General features: G+C 66.0%; 16 protein-coding genes. 3 read left to right on the top strand and 13 right to left on the bottom strand.

The features are described from left to right. The first annotated feature begins 115 nt into the window (after positions 1–115). The 3 genes from TMZ1T_RS13810 (at position 116) to fliE (ending at position 3,336) form a co-directional block, all read left to right on the top strand. Positions 116–1,276 (top strand): sensor histidine kinase, encoded by a 1,161-nt coding sequence (locus TMZ1T_RS13810; protein WP_004321896.1) that lies wholly within the window; start codon positions 116–118, stop codon positions 1,274–1,276. Then, positions 1,273–2,694, top strand: a complete 1,422-nt coding sequence (locus TMZ1T_RS13805) for a sigma-54-dependent transcriptional regulator (protein ID WP_004321897.1) — start codon at positions 1,273–1,275, stop codon at positions 2,692–2,694. Before TMZ1T_RS13810 ends, TMZ1T_RS13805 begins: the two co-directional genes overlap by 4 nt. Before the next feature lie 318 nt (positions 2,695–3,012). Next, a complete protein-coding gene (gene fliE, locus TMZ1T_RS13800) occupies positions 3,013–3,336 on the top strand; it encodes a flagellar hook-basal body complex protein FliE (protein WP_004321899.1) in 324 nt (107 codons plus the stop codon). 178 nt (positions 3,337–3,514) lie between these two features. Here fliE and TMZ1T_RS13795 read toward each other — a convergent pair whose 3' ends face one another. From TMZ1T_RS13795 to TMZ1T_RS13735, 13 genes are all read right to left on the bottom strand, one after another. Further along, positions 3,515–4,306: a flagellar brake protein gene (locus TMZ1T_RS13795; RefSeq protein WP_004321902.1), complete on the bottom strand. Its 792-nt coding sequence runs from the start codon at positions 4,304–4,306 to the stop codon at positions 3,515–3,517. A 53-nt stretch (positions 4,307–4,359) separates the two neighbouring features. After that, positions 4,360–5,139, bottom strand: a complete 780-nt coding sequence (locus TMZ1T_RS13790) for a flagellar brake protein (RefSeq protein WP_004321903.1) — start codon at positions 5,137–5,139, stop codon at positions 4,360–4,362. 277 nt (positions 5,140–5,416) lie between these two features. Continuing rightward, positions 5,417–5,761 (bottom strand): EscU/YscU/HrcU family type III secretion system export apparatus switch protein, encoded by a 345-nt coding sequence (locus tag TMZ1T_RS13785; RefSeq protein WP_004321904.1) that lies wholly within the window; start codon positions 5,759–5,761, stop codon positions 5,417–5,419. A gap of 62 nt (positions 5,762–5,823) precedes the next feature. Then, entirely contained in the window at positions 5,824–7,095 is a 1,272-nt protein-coding gene (gene fliK, locus TMZ1T_RS13780; RefSeq protein WP_012585738.1) for a flagellar hook-length control protein FliK, read from the bottom strand. Between the two features lie 43 nt (positions 7,096–7,138). Continuing rightward, positions 7,139–7,522: a flagellar protein FliT gene (locus TMZ1T_RS13775; RefSeq protein WP_004305642.1), complete on the bottom strand. Its 384-nt coding sequence runs from the start codon at positions 7,520–7,522 to the stop codon at positions 7,139–7,141. 222 nt (positions 7,523–7,744) lie between these two features. Beyond that, positions 7,745–8,155, bottom strand: coding sequence for a flagellar export chaperone FliS (gene fliS, locus TMZ1T_RS13770; protein ID WP_004305645.1), 411 nt, complete (start codon positions 8,153–8,155; stop codon positions 7,745–7,747). A gap of 41 nt (positions 8,156–8,196) precedes the next feature. Then, entirely contained in the window at positions 8,197–9,540 is a 1,344-nt protein-coding gene (fliD, locus tag TMZ1T_RS13765) for a flagellar filament capping protein FliD (RefSeq protein WP_012585736.1), read from the bottom strand. Between the two features lie 19 nt (positions 9,541–9,559). Next, complete coding sequence (locus tag TMZ1T_RS13760; protein WP_004305648.1) at positions 9,560–9,970, bottom strand: flagellar protein FlaG; 411 nt, start codon at positions 9,968–9,970, stop codon at positions 9,560–9,562. A gap of 79 nt (positions 9,971–10,049) precedes the next feature. Next, positions 10,050–10,886: a flagellin N-terminal helical domain-containing protein gene (locus TMZ1T_RS13755; protein WP_012585735.1), complete on the bottom strand. Its 837-nt coding sequence runs from the start codon at positions 10,884–10,886 to the stop codon at positions 10,050–10,052. A gap of 228 nt (positions 10,887–11,114) precedes the next feature. Beyond that, the gene (locus TMZ1T_RS13750) at positions 11,115–14,756 is read right to left on the bottom strand and encodes a glycosyltransferase (protein WP_012585734.1); all 3,642 of its coding nucleotides are present in this window, start codon (positions 14,754–14,756) and stop codon (positions 11,115–11,117) included. A gap of 40 nt (positions 14,757–14,796) precedes the next feature. Then, entirely contained in the window at positions 14,797–15,588 is a 792-nt protein-coding gene (locus tag TMZ1T_RS13745; RefSeq protein ID WP_004305651.1) for a hypothetical protein, read from the bottom strand. Between the two features lie 3 nt (positions 15,589–15,591). Beyond that, positions 15,592–16,704, bottom strand: coding sequence for a radical SAM/SPASM domain-containing protein (locus tag TMZ1T_RS13740; RefSeq protein ID WP_004305652.1), 1,113 nt, complete (start codon positions 16,702–16,704; stop codon positions 15,592–15,594). 17 nt (positions 16,705–16,721) lie between these two features. Beyond that, positions 16,722–17,651 (bottom strand): FkbM family methyltransferase, encoded by a 930-nt coding sequence (locus TMZ1T_RS13735; protein ID WP_004305653.1) that lies wholly within the window; start codon positions 17,649–17,651, stop codon positions 16,722–16,724. Positions 17,652–17,810 lie beyond the last annotated feature (159 nt).

The raw sequence follows: 17,810 nt of genomic DNA, 5'->3' as shown, positions 1-17,810 counted from the left end.
TGCCGCCTGTTTGCCGGCTACCATGGCGGCCTGTGCATTTAGAGTGCATCCCGTGAAAACGGATTCGGACCTTCCCATGCGGGCCGCAGTCGTCGCCTCCGATCAAGCAGGGAGCATGCCCGCCGCGGCGCCGGTGCTCGACGCCGCCCAGCTCGCCGAGGCCTTCGCGCTCTTCAGCCGCGCCTCCGAGGAGCTCTCCACCGCCTACGCCGCGCTGCAGGCCCAGGTCGGCCAGCTCAGCGAACGCCTGTCGGTGCTGATGGGGGCGCTGCCCGCCGGGGTGCTGGTGGTCGATCGTGCCGGCACCGTGGTGCAGGCCAACCGCGCTGCCGAGAGCTTGTTCGGAGGCGGGCTTGCCGGGGTGGCGTGGGCGGAGCTCGCCGCCCGCCTCGAAGATAGCGGCACCCCGGGCGAATTCGTGCTGCGCCGCGACCCCGCCGCGGTCGATGGCGACCCGCGCCGCTTGGCCCTGTCCGAGTCCGAGCTCGACTCCGGTGCCGAGCGCATCCTGCTCGTTCACGACGTCACCGACACCCATCGCATGCGCCTGACCGCCGAGCGCAACGAGCGCCTTGCGGCGATGGGCGAGATGGTCGCCGGGCTCGCCCACCAGTTGCGCACGCCGCTCGCCGCCGCGCTGCTATACACCGGCAACCTGCGCCAGCCCGAGCTCGACCCGGCGCAGCGCGCCATGGTGGCCGACCGCGCGCTCGAACGCCTGCGCTACCTCGAGCGCCTCATCCGCGACATGCTGCTGTTCGCGCGCGGCGACAGCGCCGGACGTCAGCGCTTCGCGGTGTGCGAGCTGCTCGCCGAGCTCGCGCACACGCTGGAACCGGTGGCGCGCGCGCGCCAGGTGGCGTTCGCGGCCGACTGCGCCTGCGGCGCGGCCGAACTGGTCGGCGACCGCAAGGCGCTCGGCGGCGCGCTCACCAACCTGCTGGAGAATGGCATCCAGGCCTGCGAGGCGGGCGGCACGCTGCGCTGCGAGGCCGTGCTGGTCGGCGCCGCCGACGCCGGCGTGGGCGCGCCCGCGGTGCGCTTCACGGTGCGCGACAGCGGCCGCGGCATCGCCCCCGAGCTGCAGGAGCGCCTCTTCGAGCCCTTCTTCACCACCCGCGCCGAAGGCACCGGGCTGGGCCTGGCGATCGCCCGCGGCGTCGCGCGCGCCCATGGCGGCGACATCACCCTGCGCTCCGCGCCCGGGCAGGGCGCGGAATTCACCCTCGTCGTGCCGCTGGCGGCGGCGCCCATTGGCGCACAAGAGAACCCATGATCGAGACCCTCAACATCCTCGTCGTCGAGGACGACGCCGCGCTGCGCGACGCGGTCTGTTTCACGCTGGAGATGGCGCACCACCGCGTCGTCGGCGTCGATGGCGGCGCGGCGGCGCTCGCGGCGATCGAGCGCGAGCACTTCAACCTGGTCGTCACCGACCTGCGCATGCAGCCCATGGACGGCCTGCAGGTGCTGCACGAGGTGCGCGCGCGCCGGCCGCAGACGCCGGTGCTGCTGATGACCGCCTATGGCGACGTCGACAAGGCGGTGGCGGCGATGCGCGGCGGCGCCTGCGACTTCCTGATGAAGCCCTTCGAGCCCGAGGTGCTGCTCGAGAGCGTGCGCCGCTACGCCGCGGTGCAGCCCGCGGGCGAGGACACCATCGCCGAGGACCCCCACACCCGCGGCCTGCTCGCGCTCGCTGCGCGCGTGGCCGAGTCGGATGCGACGGTGATGCTCTCGGGCGAGTCCGGCACCGGCAAGGAGGTCTTCGCGCGTTACATCCACCAGCATTCGCCGCGCGCCAAGGGCCCCTTCATCGCGATCAACTGTGCGGCCATCCCCGAGAACCTGCTCGAGGCCACGCTCTTCGGCTACGAGAAGGGCGCCTTCACCGGTGCGCAGGCGGCGCAGCCGGGCAAGTTCGAGCAGGCCCAGGGCGGCACCATCCTGCTCGACGAGATCTCCGAGATGCCGCTCGGCCTGCAGGCCAAGCTGCTGCGCGTGCTGCAGGAGCGCGAGGTCGAGCGCGTCGGCGGCAAGAAGCCGGTGGCCCTCGACATCCGCGTGCTCGCCACCAGCAACCGCGACATGCTCGGCGAGGTCGCCGCCGGGCACTTCCGCGAGGATCTGTATTACCGCCTCAACGTGTTCCCGATCGCCATCCCCGCGCTGCGCGAGCGCCCGGGCGACATCGTGCCGCTGGCGCGCCACTTCCTCGCCCGCCACGCCGCCCGCCAGCAGCGCCAGGTGCGCTTCTCGCCCGCCGCCGAGGCGCTGCTGCCGCAGTACGCCTGGCCGGGCAACGTGCGCGAGCTGGAAAACATCATGCACCGCGTGCTGATCCTGACCCAGGGCGACGAGGTGAGCGCCGAGACGATCCGCCTGTGCTTGCCACAATGGAAGCCGGAGCCGGCAAATTCTGCCGGCGGGGCGGCAGGGCTTGCCGCTTCTCCCGGGATGCAGGGGGGTGTCGCGGCCGTGCAGTCGGGTAGCGGGCAGGCCGCCGGGGCCGGCACGGCCGGTCCGGCTCCCGAGCGCCCGACCAACATGAAAGACCTCGAGCGCGAGCACATCCTCGCCACGCTGCGCGAGTTCGGCGGCTCGCGCAAGAAGACCGTGGAAAAGCTCGGCATCTCCGAGCGCACCCTGCGCTACAAGCTGCAGCAATACCGCGAGGAGGGCCACGACGTGTGAGACCGGGCGCCCTGTGGGAGCGACGCGAGTCGCGATCCCGGCCCCGCAGCCCTTTCCGGCCGCCCATCGGCCACCGGATTGCACGATCGCCCGCTCGCGACTTGCGTCGCTCCTACGGCAAGTCAACCCTCTTCCGAAGGCGCCTGTGGGAGCGACGCAAGTCGCGATCGGGCGCATGGAATCAGTGCCGACGCCGTCGTCGCGACTTGCGTCGCTCCTACGAAAACCGCAACGACCGCGCGTCCCCGGCGGCTCTGGCACGCGATTTGCTCTGCTACACTGACGTCACCGACCACCCTGAAGCCGGGGGATTACGCTATGGACACCCGTGGAATCGACCAGATGCTGAGCGAACTGCGCTCGGTGTCGCAGGCCGCGCAAGGCAAGGCCGCACCCGCCGCGGACGCGCCCGCGGGAGGCGTCAACTTCGCCGACGTGCTCAACACCGCCTTGAAAGACGTCAGCGCCGCCCAGGGCGAGGCGCGCGCGATGGCGCAAAACTTCTCCGCCGGCGACCCCAACGTCAATCTGCAGGACGTCATGGTCAACCTGCAAAAGGCCAGCATGTCCTTCCAGCAGATGGTCCAGGTCCGCAACCGCTTGGTCACGGCGTATCAGGACATTATGAACATGCCGGTCTGACCGGCTTCGCCGCGGTTCTCCCGTAGGAGCGACGCAAGTCGCGACCGGGGCGTTGTCGCGCATTTCGAGCGCCGGAATCGCGACTTGCGTCGCTCCTACGAAGACCCCCGGCGTCTCGGGTGGGATGCAGGTGACGCAAGTCGCGACCGGGGCGCTGCGGAAAGGCTTGGCATCAAGCCTACAGGCCTCCGCGTGCCTTGGCGTTGAGCGCGCGTTCCGTCTTGAAGATGTAGCGCTGGATGCGGGTGTCCGCAGCGCGCGGCAGGGCGGCGAAGCGCAGGCCCACCCGCAGTTGTTCGGTGCCGTTGCGCTGCGTCTGGCGGTTGAGGTTTCTCACCTCGAGGTCGAGTTCGATCGGCTCGCCGTCCGGCAGCGCGAGGCGGCAGGCCGGCAGTGTGCCGCCGATGACGAATTCCGCCGCCCCCGTGGGCACCACCACCGCCACCCCTCCGGCACCGATGTCGATCACGCGTGCGCTCACCTCCACCGGCTTGCGGGCGAGGTCCTCCGCTTTCAACAGGCAGCTCAGCTCGTGCGCGAGCGGTACCTGCAGGCGGTAGAACTCGCGCCGCTGCAGGCGCAGCATCTCGGCGGGCAGGGGTGCGAAGAGGGCGGGGCGGCCCTTGTCCTGGCCTTCGCCGAGGCCGACGAGCGGGAACTGGATGCGGATGCCGTCGAGCTGGGTCACGCAGGTCAGGCGCGGCGCGGCGAGCGCACGGCGGTTGGCCTGGGGGTCGGGGCTGGGGTCGAGCACCACGCGCCCGCGCTCTTCGTCCACCTTCAGCACCGCGGTCATGAAGGAGTGGCCGCCGCCGGTGTGGGCGGTGATCAAGCCGCGGTGGGTGATGAGATCCTGCAGCAGCTGCAGGATCTGGCGCGCGCCGCGCAGGGTGAATTTCTCGAGCTCGTCGCCGCGTCCGCCGTCGAGCGGTGCCGGGCTGGCGGGGCTTGGGGTGCTGAGTTCGGCCATGCGGGGCTATCGTGTCTTGGGCAGGGTCGGGAGGCGGGTGGGGTGCCGCGGGTTCACAAGCGGCCGCGCTCGCGCGCGTTGCGGGTGCGCTCGGCGCGCAGGATGTAGCGCTGGATCGCGTCCTCGGCGCCGCGCGGCAGGTCGGCGAACTCGCAGCCGGCACGCAGCACCTCGGCGCCGCCGCGCCGGGTGATGCGGAAGAGGTTGCGCACCACCAGGCGCGCGGAAATCGGTGCGGTGTCGGGCAGGCGCAGCAGGCTGTCGGGGAACTCGGTTCCGGGCTCGAAGTGCACGCCCACCGGCGGCACCGCGATCGCCACGCCGCCGCCGCTGATGTCGAGGATGCGCAGCTCGGCCTCGCGCCGGCTGCCGTCGACACGGGGGAGGGCCAGCGTGCAGCTCACCCCCTCCGAGATCGGCGTCTGCAGGCGGTAGAACTCGCGTCGCTGCAGGCGCAGCAGGGCTTCCGGCAGCGGCGCGCGGAAGCCCGGGCTGCCGCCGTCCTCGACGAGGCGCTGGCCGCGCAGCAGGAACTGGATACGCACCTTGTCGAGCTGGGTCACGCAGTCGAGCGCGTCGGCGCGCTCCATGCGCTGGTTCTGCAGCGGGTCGGCGCTGCCGTCGAGCAGCAGGCTGGTGCCGTCTTCCGCGACCGCGACAAGGGTGGACAGCACGGATTCGTTGCCCGGCGCCAGCCGTGCGCTCACGAGCGCCCGCGCACCGAGCAGGTTGCGCACGATCGCGAGGATCTCGCGCGCGTCGCGCAGCACGTACTTCGCCTCGTCGTCGGCGTGGATGAGTTCGATGCGGGTGTCTTCTTGGTCGATCGTCATGCCTTGGGGCTCGTCGCTTGAGGCAGCGCACGGCTGCTGCACAAACTCGTTTTCTTATATCACGAGACACGCCCCGGGGGCGTGGTAGCGCGCCCCGCGAGGCCGCGGCGTCCGGGAGGCCCCGCAGGTGCGATGCAAGTCGCGATCATCGGGGCGTGGAAGTCGAACGGCGCCTGTCCTTGCCGGCAGAATCGCGACTGGCGTCGCTCCTACGGCAGGCCCGCGGTGCCTGGGGTGGGATGTAGGAGCGACGCAAGTCGCGATCGGCGCGGCAGTCTCATGGTTCGGCAGAGGACGGGCGCGGGCGGAGCGACTCCGGCAGATCGCGGGCGACCGGCGCGGCACCGGCTTCGGCGCCTTGTTCGAGGCGGTAGAGCCAGGCGAGCAGCTCGGCGACCGCGACGTAGAGCTGGGGCGGGATGCGGGCGTCGAGGTCGACCTGCATCAGCAGCGCGACCAGCTCCGGCGACTCATGCACGAACACCCCGGCCTCGCGCGCGCGCTCGAGGATCTCGCGCGCCACCACGCCCTTGCCCTTTGCGACCACGCGCGGCGCGGCCTCGCCGGCGGTGTAGGCGAGGGCGACGGCCTCGTTGCGCAGCGGTGGGCGGGTGTCAGGCATGGGCGGCGGCTCGGTGCCCGCTGGTACAGGCGGCGGTCTGGTTGCGTCGCAGGATGTACTTGTCAGGCATCGCTTGCCACCTCCCTATTCGGCGCCACTGCGCGCGGCTCGATCACCAGCCCGGTGAGCTTGAGGTTGGCGGCTTCGAGGGCCGAGGCGAGCGCGGCGGCGCCGCCGTCCAGGGTCTGCAGGGTGGCGCGGTCGTCGGCGACCAGGCGCAGAGCGACACCGGCGGGGGTGAGGTGGAGCCGGGCTTCGACGCCGCCGAGCCGTGGCAGGGTGAGGCGCAGCGTCGTGTTCCAGGTGTTCTCGGGCTCGTCGCCGGCGTGCTCGCCCTCATGCTGCGGGTCCTCGATCCACCACTCGAAGTTCTGCCCCGGCCATGCCTGGCCCTGCCAGACATATTGCTGGGTGGCGAGCGCGTCGAGCTGCTGGTGCACCACCGGCATCAGGCGCTCGGGAATGGCGCCGGGGCGGGGGGCTGCGGTCTCGTCGAGGGCGGCACGTGCGGTGGTGGAGGCGCTGCGGTTGGCCTCGGTGTCGGCGGCGCTGCGGCTTGCGGTGGCTTCCGTCGCGCGCGAGGCCGTTTCGGCCGTGGTCCCGCCGGCCTGGCCTGCGGTCGCGGTGGCCGGGCCCGCAGCGGCGGCAGCCGTCGCGCCGGGTCCGCTCGCAGCAGCCCCGCCTGCTGCAGCCGCCGCCGCGCCTCCCGCGCTCGCACCCGCTCCGCCTCCCGCCGTGTTCGCCCCGCCCGCCTGCCCCTGCGGCTCGCGCAGCAGCGCGGCGGTTTCGAGCTTGCCGAGCACCCACTGCACCTGGTGCGATTCGTAGAACAGCCCGCTCTGCCCGAGCGCCTGGCGCAGCACCGGCACGAGCTGGCTGCCGGCGGTGGGAGGAGCGTCGAGCAGCGGGCGGTTGCCGGCAAGGCTTGCCGGCGAGGGCACCGGCTGGCCGGTGAGCAGAAAGCTGATCAGGCGCCCGGTCTGGCTCAGCGCCGGTTGCGCCGAGGCGCCGGCGGTCGTGGCCGCCTCGCCGCCCACCACGCGCGCGAACACCGTGCGCGGGGTGAGCTGGGTGACCTCGAGCTCGAGCGTGTCGCCGGCCTTGGCCGAGCCGTCGAGCGCCAGCGTCATCTGCTGTCCGGCCACCACGGCGCGGAAGCTGCCGTCGGGCAGGGTGCGCTGCAAGGTGGCGAGGAAGCGCTGGCCGGGCACGAGCTCGGGCAGGCGGGCCTGGATCTCGCGTGCGCGCTGCAGGCCGGGGACTGGCGGCTCGGTCTCGAAGAAGCTCGCTTCGGTGAGCGTGCGCAGGCGGGCGGCGAGGTCGGAGGGGATCATCGCATGCGCTCCATCGGGCCCGGCCGGTCAGGGCGCGTCGGCCTCAGCGCGAGGACGCGCCGTAGGCGTCGCGCAGCGCGCGCTCCTGGCGCCCGGCGGAGAGCAGCTTGCGCACGCTGGAGAGGAAGGGATCGGTGTGGCTGCGGATCTCGGCGTCGAGCGCCAGCAGGCGCGCGATGCCCTCGCGCAGCTCGGCGGCGTCCGCCGGCGGCAGCCTGGCCAGCGCGGCTGCGTCGTCCATTGCGCCCCACGTATTCCCTCGCGCCGCCTCGCGCAGCGCCGCGGCCTCGCGTTCGAGCGCCGAAAGGCGCTCCCAGTCGTTCGCACGCGCCGCCTCGGCCATCGCTTCGTAGCGCTCGAGCAGGGCGGCGAGGGTGGGCAGGGTCAGCATGACGGAAGAGGACTCATCGGGAAGCGGTTCGATCATCGACAACAACGCAGCACGCACCTGTAGGAGCGACACAAGTCGCGATCACCCCCGTCACGAAATGCACTCCGCGCCCACCACCACCGGCGGCGATCCTTCGCCCGGCTCGTCTATCGCACGGGCAGCGGCGATCGGGATTGCGGTTGCTTCGCGACTTGCGTCGCTCCTACGAAAAGCAAGAAGCAACAAATGCCGATGCAAGAAATGCGCCCGGCCGCAGCCTCACGCCGCGCTCGGCTGCACCTGGCTGCGGATCTCCGCCCAGGCCTCGCGCAGCGTCGCCAGCAAACCCGCCACTTCGTCGAGCGCGGGCTGGCTGTTGTGCAGGTTGGCGTAGAGCAGGCGCTCGCTCATGTAGTCGTAGAGCGCGGCGAGGCGCTGCGCGAGCTCGCCGCCGGCATTCATGTCGAGGCTGACCTTGAGGCCGTTGATGATGATCTCGATCGCCTTGGAGATCGCCGTGCCCTTGCCGGGAATGTCCTGGTTGCCGATCGCGATGCCGGCGGTGCGCACCTGCAGCAGGGCGCCGTCGAACAGCATCAGGATCAGCTTGTGCGGGTCGGCGGTATTGACGCCGGTTTCGACGCTGACCTTTGCGTAGGCGGCGGCGCGGTTACCGAAACCTCCAAACATTTTTTCTTCTCTCCTGGAAACGCTCGTCCGAAGTGTGCGGCTTAGAGGTTGGCGAGTTGCTGGGTCAGGTAAGCGCTGGTTGTGCTCATGCTCGACATGGCGGCATCGAGTGCGGTGAACTGCGCGCTGTAGCGCGCCTGCACCTTTTCGAGCCGCAACTCGAATGCTTCAATGCGGGAATCGAAGGACTTGATCGTGCGATTGATGCCGTCGGTTCGTGACGTCAGCAGGCCATCCGTCGCAAGCATGTCCTTGATGCGGGTTTCCAAGGTCTTGGCAAAGCCATCCACGGTGCCGTTGCCGGCAAAGAGCTCAGCGATCTTCTTCGATGGGTCGGCAAGGGCTGAAGCAAGCTTGGTGCTGTCGACCGACATGCTCCCGTCCGTCCTGATGCTGATCCCGGCATCGGACAGCATGGTCGCGCCACTCAGGCCCGAGATCGGATTTGCGAAGACGCCGCGAAGCTGGCTCTGGATCGACCGTACGCCGGTGTCGCCGTTCAAGGTGCCGGCCTTCTTGGTCTCGGCGTTGTAGCTGGTCTGACTGCGGATCAGCGAATTGAGCTCGTTGTACGCCTTGGCGAAATCGTCGATCGCCTTCTTGGCCGTCTCGTCGTTGCGGGCCACGGTCATGGTGGTTTCGCTTTCGGTCGGCTTGGCGAGTGTTAGCGTCACGCCCTCGATCGCATCGCTCACCGTGTTGCTGGAACGAGTGATCGCAAGACCGTCGATGCTGAGCTTCGCGTCCTTGGCCTGCTGGACCGAGACCATGTCGCCAGCGGGTGCCGCGGGGTCGAAGCTGAATTCGCTCAATCCGCCGAAGCCCTCGAGCTTGAAGGCGCTGGCTGCCCCGGTTTCCTTGCTGCTGATGACGAGCTGATTGACCGTGCCGTTATTGACGATTTGAGCACTGACCCCGGCATCGGCGGCATTGATCGCATCGCGCAGGTCCTGCAGCGTACCCCCAGCCGCGAGATTGACCGTCTTCGGCGTGCCTGTGCCGAGGGTAATGTCGATCGAGCCACCACCACTGAGATCGGGTGCGGTTGTGGCGCTCGTGGCAGTGCGCTGCGCGCGGGCGAGCTGGCTGACTTCGATGTTGTAGCTGCCCGTCTGCGCCGAGGCGGTCGAGCTGACCGTGAACGCCTTGGTGTCGCCCGCGCTCGCCGTCGTGGCCGAGAAGGTGCTCGACTTGGTCAGCGCCGTTGCGGCGTCCTGCAGCTTGGACATGGCGCTCTGCAGTTGCCCGAAGGCCGAGAGCTTGGATTGATAGCTCTTCTGCTGCTCCTGCAGGCGACTCAGCGGCTGGCGTTCGACCGCCATCAACTGGTTGAGGATGCTGCCGACGTCCAGCCCCGAGCCGACCCCTGCTGCGCTGATTGCCATGTTGCTACCCTCCTGCCGCTCAGGCCTGCTGCTTGAGGAGCAGACCCTTCAGCTTATCGACCGCCTTCGATATGGCGAGCACTTCTTCGGACGGAATCTGGCGGATGACCTCGTTGGTGTCGGTGTCCATGACCTTGACCACGGTCCTGCCGGAATCCTTGTCGAGCGAGAACTGCAGGCTCTGCGCCATGGGCGCGACCGCCTTCTCGACCTCCTCGAGGGCCTTTTGCACCTCGCCGATGTCGGGAGTGCGCGGATTCTGGTCCTGTGGACTGATGTTCTGCTGGATGATCTCTCCGCGTGCTTCCGCGGCACGGGAGCCGCCGGCGGGCGCATCGGCCTGGTTGCGTGCCGCTTGGGCATCGCGAACCGGCGCGGCGGTCATCGCCTGCATCGACATCGACGCGTTGTTGATGGGTTGGATTGACATGATTCGACCTCCTGATGGGCCAACGGCGCGAAGCGTATTCTACGCTCCGCGCCGATCGGTTCATGACGCTTGCCGAGAATCAGCGGAGCAGGGACAGCACGTTCTGCGGCAGCGAGTTCGCCTGCGCCAGCATCGCGGTACCGGCCTGCTGAAGGATCTGGGTGCGCGACAGGTTCGCGGTTTCGGTTGCGAAGTCGGCGTCCATGATGCGGCCGCGGGCGGCAGCCTGGTTTTCGGAGGCGACCTGGAGGTTCGAGATCACGGACTCGAAGCGAGTCTGCGCTGCACCAAAGGTTGCGCGTTGTTTGACCACCTCGGAAATCGCGAGGTCGATTGCTGCGATGGCAGCCGTTGCCGATGAGGCATCCGTGCCACTCACTGCGATTGCGCTGGCGCCGGTCATCGCTGCGCTCTGGATGTTCGTCGCCGAGACCGCAGTCGCGGAGACGCCAATGGTTTCACCCGTGTTTGCCCCGACCTGGAAGGTGAAGTTCGTGCCGGCAAGGACCGCCTGGTTGTTGAACTTCGTGTCCTTGGTCACACGAAGGATCTCATCCTGAAGCTGCCGGAATTCGAGTTGCAGGTTGTCACGGTCGCCGGAAGTGTTGGTTCCGTTTGCCGACTGGACAGCGAGGTCGCGCATGCGTTGCAGGGAATCACCGATCTTGCCCAGCGCACCTTCGGCCGTCTGAGAGAGCGAGATGGCGTCGCTGGAGTTGCGGATTGCGACGTTCATGCCGCGCACCTGGGAGTTCATGCGTTCGGCGATCGCGAGACCGGCAGCGTCGTCCTTGGCGCTATTCACCCGGAGGCCGGAGGAGAGGCGCTGCAGGGTCGTGCCCAGCGAGCTCTGGGAGGAGGTGAGGTTACGCTGCGCGTTGAGCGAGGCGACGTTGGTGTTGATCGTCTGGGTCATGATTTTTCTCCTGGGATATCAGGTTGGTCATTCACCCGCAGGTTGCGTCGGTTGCCTCGTCGGGTGCGGAGCGTTTGTCGTGCTCTTGAATGCTGTTACGGCAACGGTGCTCTGCTTCTTGAGTGCTTTTTCGATCTTCCGACTGTCGTGCGCTGGATCCGCCGATGTCTTCGGCGCGCGGGGTCGGTCGTGGGCCGATCCTGCGCGCCGTCCGGGGCGCGCAAAGGCTCAGGGACCGTAGGCCTCGAGCCAGTCGGTCGCGTGATCCTCAAGGATGAAGTTGGCGAGGACCCATTCCTGTAGTGCCTTGCCGGCAGCTCGCATGGCTTCGGGTTCGGCCAAGTGCTCGCGGATCGCGGAAATCCACCTCTGGGGCTCGTTCGGCAGGCGGGTCACCGGCGCATCCTGATAAGGGAAGATGTCGGTGCAGATCACCGGCCAACCCATGAAGCCATACTCGAGCAGTCGCAGGTTGCTCTTCGCCTCGTTGAAGGCATTCAGCTCGAGTGGCGCGATCGCGAGATCCAGGTCGAGCTTGGCGAGTGCCGCGGGATAGGCTTCGAAGTCTCGAACGAAGTCATGAAACTCTCGCACGAAAGGACGGAGAGGGTCGGGGCACATCCCCATGAAGATCCAATCCACTTCTTCCGAAAGGGCCTCGACGACCGGATAGATGATCTCGAGATCGCCAAGGTGCTGCTGGGCACCCGCCCATCCCACCCGGGGTTTGCGTCGTGGGAGCGCTGGCGGCCGGGCTCCGTCCCAGATCGCTCTCTCGAGGCAGTTGGGCATGATACGGATGTCTTCGATCATGCTCGAGCAGAAGTCTGCAAGCGGCTGGGTGCTGACGACCAGTTTGTCGGCCAAGCCCAGCGTTCTCCGCAGGCGGGGGCGGGCATCCTTGTATTGAAACTTGTAGAACGAGTTCTTCTTGGGGACCGCGGTGAACAAGTCATCGATTGTGATGATCCGACGTACCCGAGGGAGGAGATTGGCCAGACTCTGTAGTGTGTTCGTCTGATGGTCGTCGACCGGTTGATGGAAAATGATCGAATCCGGTGCGGTCCGGGCGATCTCGATAGGTGAGAGGACTCGGACGCTCAGATGAGCGGGAGGCTCGCAGATCGCGGTCTGCGCCAACCCGGCACGCGCGATGATGCGCAAGGGCGCGCGAAGACGGTACTCGCCAGCCCCGCCGCTCAATGGGATGCCCAGGATCCGCGAGCGATCGTGGAAATTGGTGTCCCACACGATCGGCGCGATGTGATCCGGCTTGAATGTCTCGACGAGGCTGAGATTCTTATTGTACCCGGGGTCGCTGGCGAGCACGGGGAGCCATCTTTGCAGAATGCCTTCACGCTCGACCTTGCCTGCAATGACGTCTTCTAGCGCACTGGCTATGTCTTTCCGACGCTCGTGGGTCGATACGCCTCCGTAGTGTACAAGCATCGAGTAGGGTGTCCACACGATCTGGAGGCCTCTTTCCGAAACACGAAGGCAGAGGTCAAGCGCTCCGTTGAATTGCGGAAAATCGGTTTCGTTGAAGCCGCATAAGTCGTCGAAAAGGGATGCACGAACGAGCAATGCGGAGCCGCTCACCGCCCCCACGTGCTGATCACAGACTGCACGACCCATGTACCCGGGCTCAGTCAATTCCATTTCGCAGTTCCAAGGGGTCGCCGCGAGGCCATTCAGCCCGAGGATCCAGCCGCCATCCTGAATCTTCGCGGTCTCGGCGAAAGCAAGGCGTGGTCCGACAATACCGACCTCCGGGCGCTGCGCGATGCCTAGCATCCTGCCCAGCCACTCCTTCTGAACAACGTGAATATCGTTGTCCAGGAACAGCAGATATTTTCCACTGGCTGCTCCCGCGCCGATGTTTGCTCCCGCGGACCAGTTGAACTTGCCCTTTCTTTCAATTACCGTCATGCGGCCATGCCAGCGCGGATCGCTCGGCAGAGCCTTCAACCATTCAAGCGCATCGGGGTCGCTGGTTTCGTTGTCGACGATCACGAGCTCGTAGTTGGTGTATTGCGTGAGCTCATGCATGCTTTCGAGCAGGGGGCGCAAATATTCTTCGCGATCCCTGGTCTGGATGACGATGCTGACCAACGGATTTTCGGGCCAGAGATAGTCGATGCGGCGGGTGCCGTAAACGATCCCGTCGCTCACCTTCGCCGGTACTCCTTGGCGTTCCAGGTGATCGATTACTGCCGCCTTCTCTGCCTCGGGGGCGATTGCCCGAGTCGACTCGCGGGGGAGATGAACGAGCATCTGGCTTATATGACCGATAGCCCGTGGTCCAACGTGGTCTGATATGCGAAGACTCAGGTCGTATATCTCGGCGCCACGGTGTTCCCCATAGCGCCCGGCAACCAGGAATGCCTCCTTGTTGATCAGGGCGAATGCGCCGATATAATTTTGTGCCCTGAAAAGGTCGAGATCGAAGTCCGGCTTGAACAGCGGTTGGCTCAAGCTCCCATCCGCCTCTCGTGTGTCCTCGTCACAATAAATCAGATGCCACATCGGCCGAGAATTGATGTAATCGGCGAATACTTGCAGAGCCTGGGGCTCCAGGCTCAGGCCCGGATCGATCCGGGCAAGCCATGAGCCGGGCGAGGCCGCTGCAACTTCGTCGATCACGTAGTTGATATGAACGGCGTCCTGCAGAGAAAGCCACTGCAGGTTCGCTGACTCATCCAGGCCTTCGGGTTGGGGCAGGTCGGTCACGACCGTAAGCAGCCAGTCCGGGTATAGCTGCGTGGCCAGACTGTCGAGTGTGTCGGCGAGCAGAGCCTCCTCGCTGCCATGGAGGGTCATGAGCAGGTGAATGCCTGGACGTTTCGTCCATTTGAGCATCATGCGTTCGGCGAGTATCTCCGCATCGATTTCGGCGAATGCCGTGCGGGCGCGCCAATTCGAATAATGTAGCTGGAGGGTATTGTCCTTGGTCGGGCTCTTGTGGGTCTTGGGGCGGCTTTCGGCGACGGCTTGGGTCTTGTCTAGCAGGCGTTCCAGTTCTTCCCAGTACGCTGCCTCGAGACGTCTGTACTTCTGGGTGAGCGAGGGCAATAGGCGACGGGCTTCGGCGAGTGTTTCCGCATCGTCGGAGGTGACCAGTGCGTCCGAGAGTCCGAGGCTGTCGGCGAAGGGTTTGTCCGGATCGGCATAGGGACTGGGCAGTTGGACGACTGGGCATCCGCAAAGACGAGCCTCCATCGAGATGGACGTGTTCTCGAAGCAGTAGACGTGGGTGCTGCGTCGAAACAGTGCAGCGAGTTCCTCGTGACTGGTTGGAAAATCCTTGGTGATTACGGTGCACCGGTCCGTCAGTTCGGGAAAAGCTTTGGCTCCTTCGACGTAGCGGCCAAAGTAGATGCACGCGCCTTGCCGGTTGTTGTCGTGGGGATTGTCCACGTTGTTGAAAATCGAGGTGTCCACTGCCGGCATGTGCAGTACGCCCTCATGATGGGGAACGGCTTCGGCTACCTCTGCGTTATGGAGCCAGTAAAGGTCGTCCGGGCTGTAGTTCGGCCTTTCACCCAGCAACCCAGGTCGGTTCAGGATGTAGCGGACCACCACGTTGCAGTCCAAGGGATTGGAGCCGACGATTTCCGGGTAAATGGCGATGGGGTTGAGGCCGGCCTCGAGGTGTTCGTTCTGGATGTCTGGCGTTAGCTGCGGGGTGTGTAGCGCATGGCTGCGGAGAGGCGTCCGGATATAGGCCTCGGCTCCCAGCTGGTTGAGGCTTGCGCAGAGCTGATGCATGACGCGGATGCCGGACGATTTGCGGTCATAGCTGGGGGAGACGATGTAATAAGGGTGGAGCCGTTTGGCGTATAGCCCCGGAATGTGCCTGACGGTGGGCATGAGTGATGTCTCGCTGTATGCGCAGTCTTGTGAAGCCAGTTCAGCCGTCCTCGAGCACGGTCAAGCCGCAGCTCCAGTACTCGGCGGCGAGGCCGAGGTGAGGGCGCCGATTGAAGGTGAGGTTGAAGCCGTAGGCTTCGAAGTGGTAACCCATCGCGGGCTGCTCGGAACTGAGTGCGCCTAGCCAGAGCAGCGGCGGGTAGGAGTCGGTGCGGAGCAGTAGCCCGGGGGCACTGATCAGGGCCGCGCAGGTGTCCACGCCACCCGCCAGCAGGAACTGCTCGGGCAGGGCTGTGACCTGCTCGAGGGCTGCTGGCAGTGAGTATTCGGAAAGGGCGGGAAAGTAGATCCCGACCAACTCGCTCCGGCTCATGGCAGCCACCAAACGCGCATGCCGAGATTCCGGCTGGATTCCCGTGCGCCCTTCCAGGCCACCACGGTGGTGATTGGCGAAGCGGTAGTCCGGGTAGGTGCCTTCAAAGGCTTCACGGACCGCGGGAAGGAATCGGTGATCCAGGCTTTGTCCCATGTCGTCGATGGTGAGGCGCGGCAGGATGAAGGGTACCGCTACACCGTGGGCAATTGCCGCCGTTCGTGGATCGGATTCCAGGCGGCTCAGAATGCTCGCCGCACGAGCCTCGAAGGCGGCGGCGTCCAGCGTTGTTCCGGCTCCGAGACACGAAAGCAGCCGGGCGTGGCTGGCGACGTAGTCGATTTTGGGCTGCAGCAGGGTGAAGTAGCGGCGGCTGCGCGGATGGGCTGGAGACCGGGCAGCGCCCGGCACGCAGCGCCCGAAGTCGTCGAAGAGGGGCATGTCGGATACTTCGGCCATGATCTAGTCGTCCAGCAGAGAGTCGTTATCGGAGAAGCCTTGCCCCCACGGTAGGGGCAGATGGGTAACCCCCTTGGTCTTTTCCGTGTGAATCCGGATGAATTTGGGGTCCTCCCCGATCAGGCAGTCTGGACGATGTGGGCCAAGCCAGGGATTTCGCATGCCACGGGCCAATACTTCCTTGAGTGGCGTCTCACGTAGATTACCCAAGGAGAAGTCGATATACGGGCAGGGTGTGACCTCCGCTGTTGAGGTTACCGTGATGATGCCTTTGACGGTGATGCAGCCCTTGTATGAGCCATACGAGGGTGTCATATGCGTGAAAACCGGGTAATCCTTTTCGAGTTCCCGCACGATGTCCGCGTCTTCCTTGGTGATGACGAATTCGGGATGCTCGGTGCAGGAGCCTGTGGGTTTGGCGTAGGACACATAGAGGCCGATTCCTTTGCGCTTGGCGAACTCGCACATGGACCGGAACTCTTCGGTCCTGCCGCGCCCACGGACCAGAACGGTGGACAGGATGAGGTTCAGGCCCGCCTCGAGCGAGGCATCTATGGCGCGCATGACTCGCTTGTAGGAGCCGGGCTTGTTGCGGAAGGTGTCGTGCTCTGCCTCGATCATGCTGTCCAGGGACAACTGAACCTTTTCCACACCGATGGATTTCAGGTGGCGGGCGCGCTCGAGGTCGAGGAACCACCCGTTGGTGTCGGTGATGATGTAATGGCGGTCCGGATCGATGGCGGCCACGACTTCATCGAAATCCTTCATGACCAGGGGTTCCCCGCCGGTGATCACGAAGCGCGCCAAGCCCAGTTCGTCGGCTTCCCGAGACAGGCGACGAATGTCTTCCAGATCGATCTTGCGACGCTCGTCCTTGATCTTGAAGACTTTCTCGATGTGCCGGTCCATGTAGTACTCGGCAGAGCAGTGTGTGCACTGGAAGTTGCAGAGGTAGCTCTTCTCGAGCCTGATGATGGGGCTGATCTCTCCCCGCTCCTCCATGGCTGCGATGTTGCGCAGTTTCTCGGCGATGTAGGGCTTTCGAGTGGCGAGGTCGTTACGCTTGGCGGCCTCGCTGGCCGTGAGCCCGCTGGGCTCGGCTTCGGGAATGGTCATGATGAGACTCGTAGGGTTCAAAGGCGAGCCAACTGCTGGATCAGCGCGTCGTGCTTGCCTTCGCAAGTGAACAGGAAGTTGGTCGCCACGGTGTCGCCGGTGATTTCCGTGCAGGGGTGGAGGCCCGATGATTCGATGGCCCAAGCCTGGTAGCCGAGTTCCTGCATGATCTCGAGCACCTCGTTCGGGTGGTAACCGAAGTTGGCGCTCCATTTGCGGAGCAATTCGAGGAATACGACAGGCTGGCATTCCTGCAGGGTGGCCAAGGCACCCCGGACCACCGAGAGCTCTCCGCCTTCCACATCGCATTTAATGAGATCAGGGCGGATACCTTGGCGGCTGCAGTACAGATCGAGAGTGGTGCACCGGATTTCTTCCGGTTGCACACCGGTGAAGCCCCGGTTGTCACGCACAGAGCTGGCGCCGGTTTCGGCGGGGTGGAAATACAGGGTGTCGGTACCCTCTTGGTCCTGCAGGGCCAACTGCTCAGTGACCACGCTGGTGATACCGTTCAGGGCCAGGTTGGCCAACAGGCGGGCATGGATGCGCGCCGCGGGTTCGAAGGCGTAGATCCGGGCTTCGCCGGCCACGCGTGCGAAGTGCAGGCTGTACCAGCCCACGTTGGCGCCGATGTCGAGGATAACCCGCGATTGCTGGGCGGCGGCGAGCAAAGCCCTGCGTTCCAACCGCTCGGCATCTCCGAAGGCCAGGATCCCGGTGCCGAGAGAGTTGGCTTCCTCCGGGTAAAGCATCAACTCGAGGTCGTGGTCGACAGTCCGGATGCGCAGCCCGTCCGTGCCCACGATGATTTCCCGGATCTGGGTACCCTTCAGGGCGTCCTGGAACTCGACGAGGGACTGCGTAAGGGCATACACGGCACCGAGGAAATAGGGCTTTGGCAGGGTGCCAGCCTGGTAGGCATTCCTGAGCTGAATGATGCTGGTCACTGCGGGCGACTCCCGAGGGGCTGTTCGGCGGGGTGTGCTGCACCGTCCCGGTGACCTGGAAAGCCGGTGCTGCTGACGATTCCCGTCATCGATGCGCGGGCATTCCTGCCTGTTTGCGAGATGAACGCGAAGCGGTGTGGAGTGTGCTCATGAGGTTGT

The organism is Thauera aminoaromatica (assembly GCF_000021765.1).
GTDB lineage: Bacteria > Pseudomonadota > Gammaproteobacteria > Burkholderiales > Rhodocyclaceae > Thauera > Thauera aminoaromatica.
Note: the sequence above shows the minus strand (reverse complement) of the source record. Positions and strands in the feature narration are given on the sequence as shown.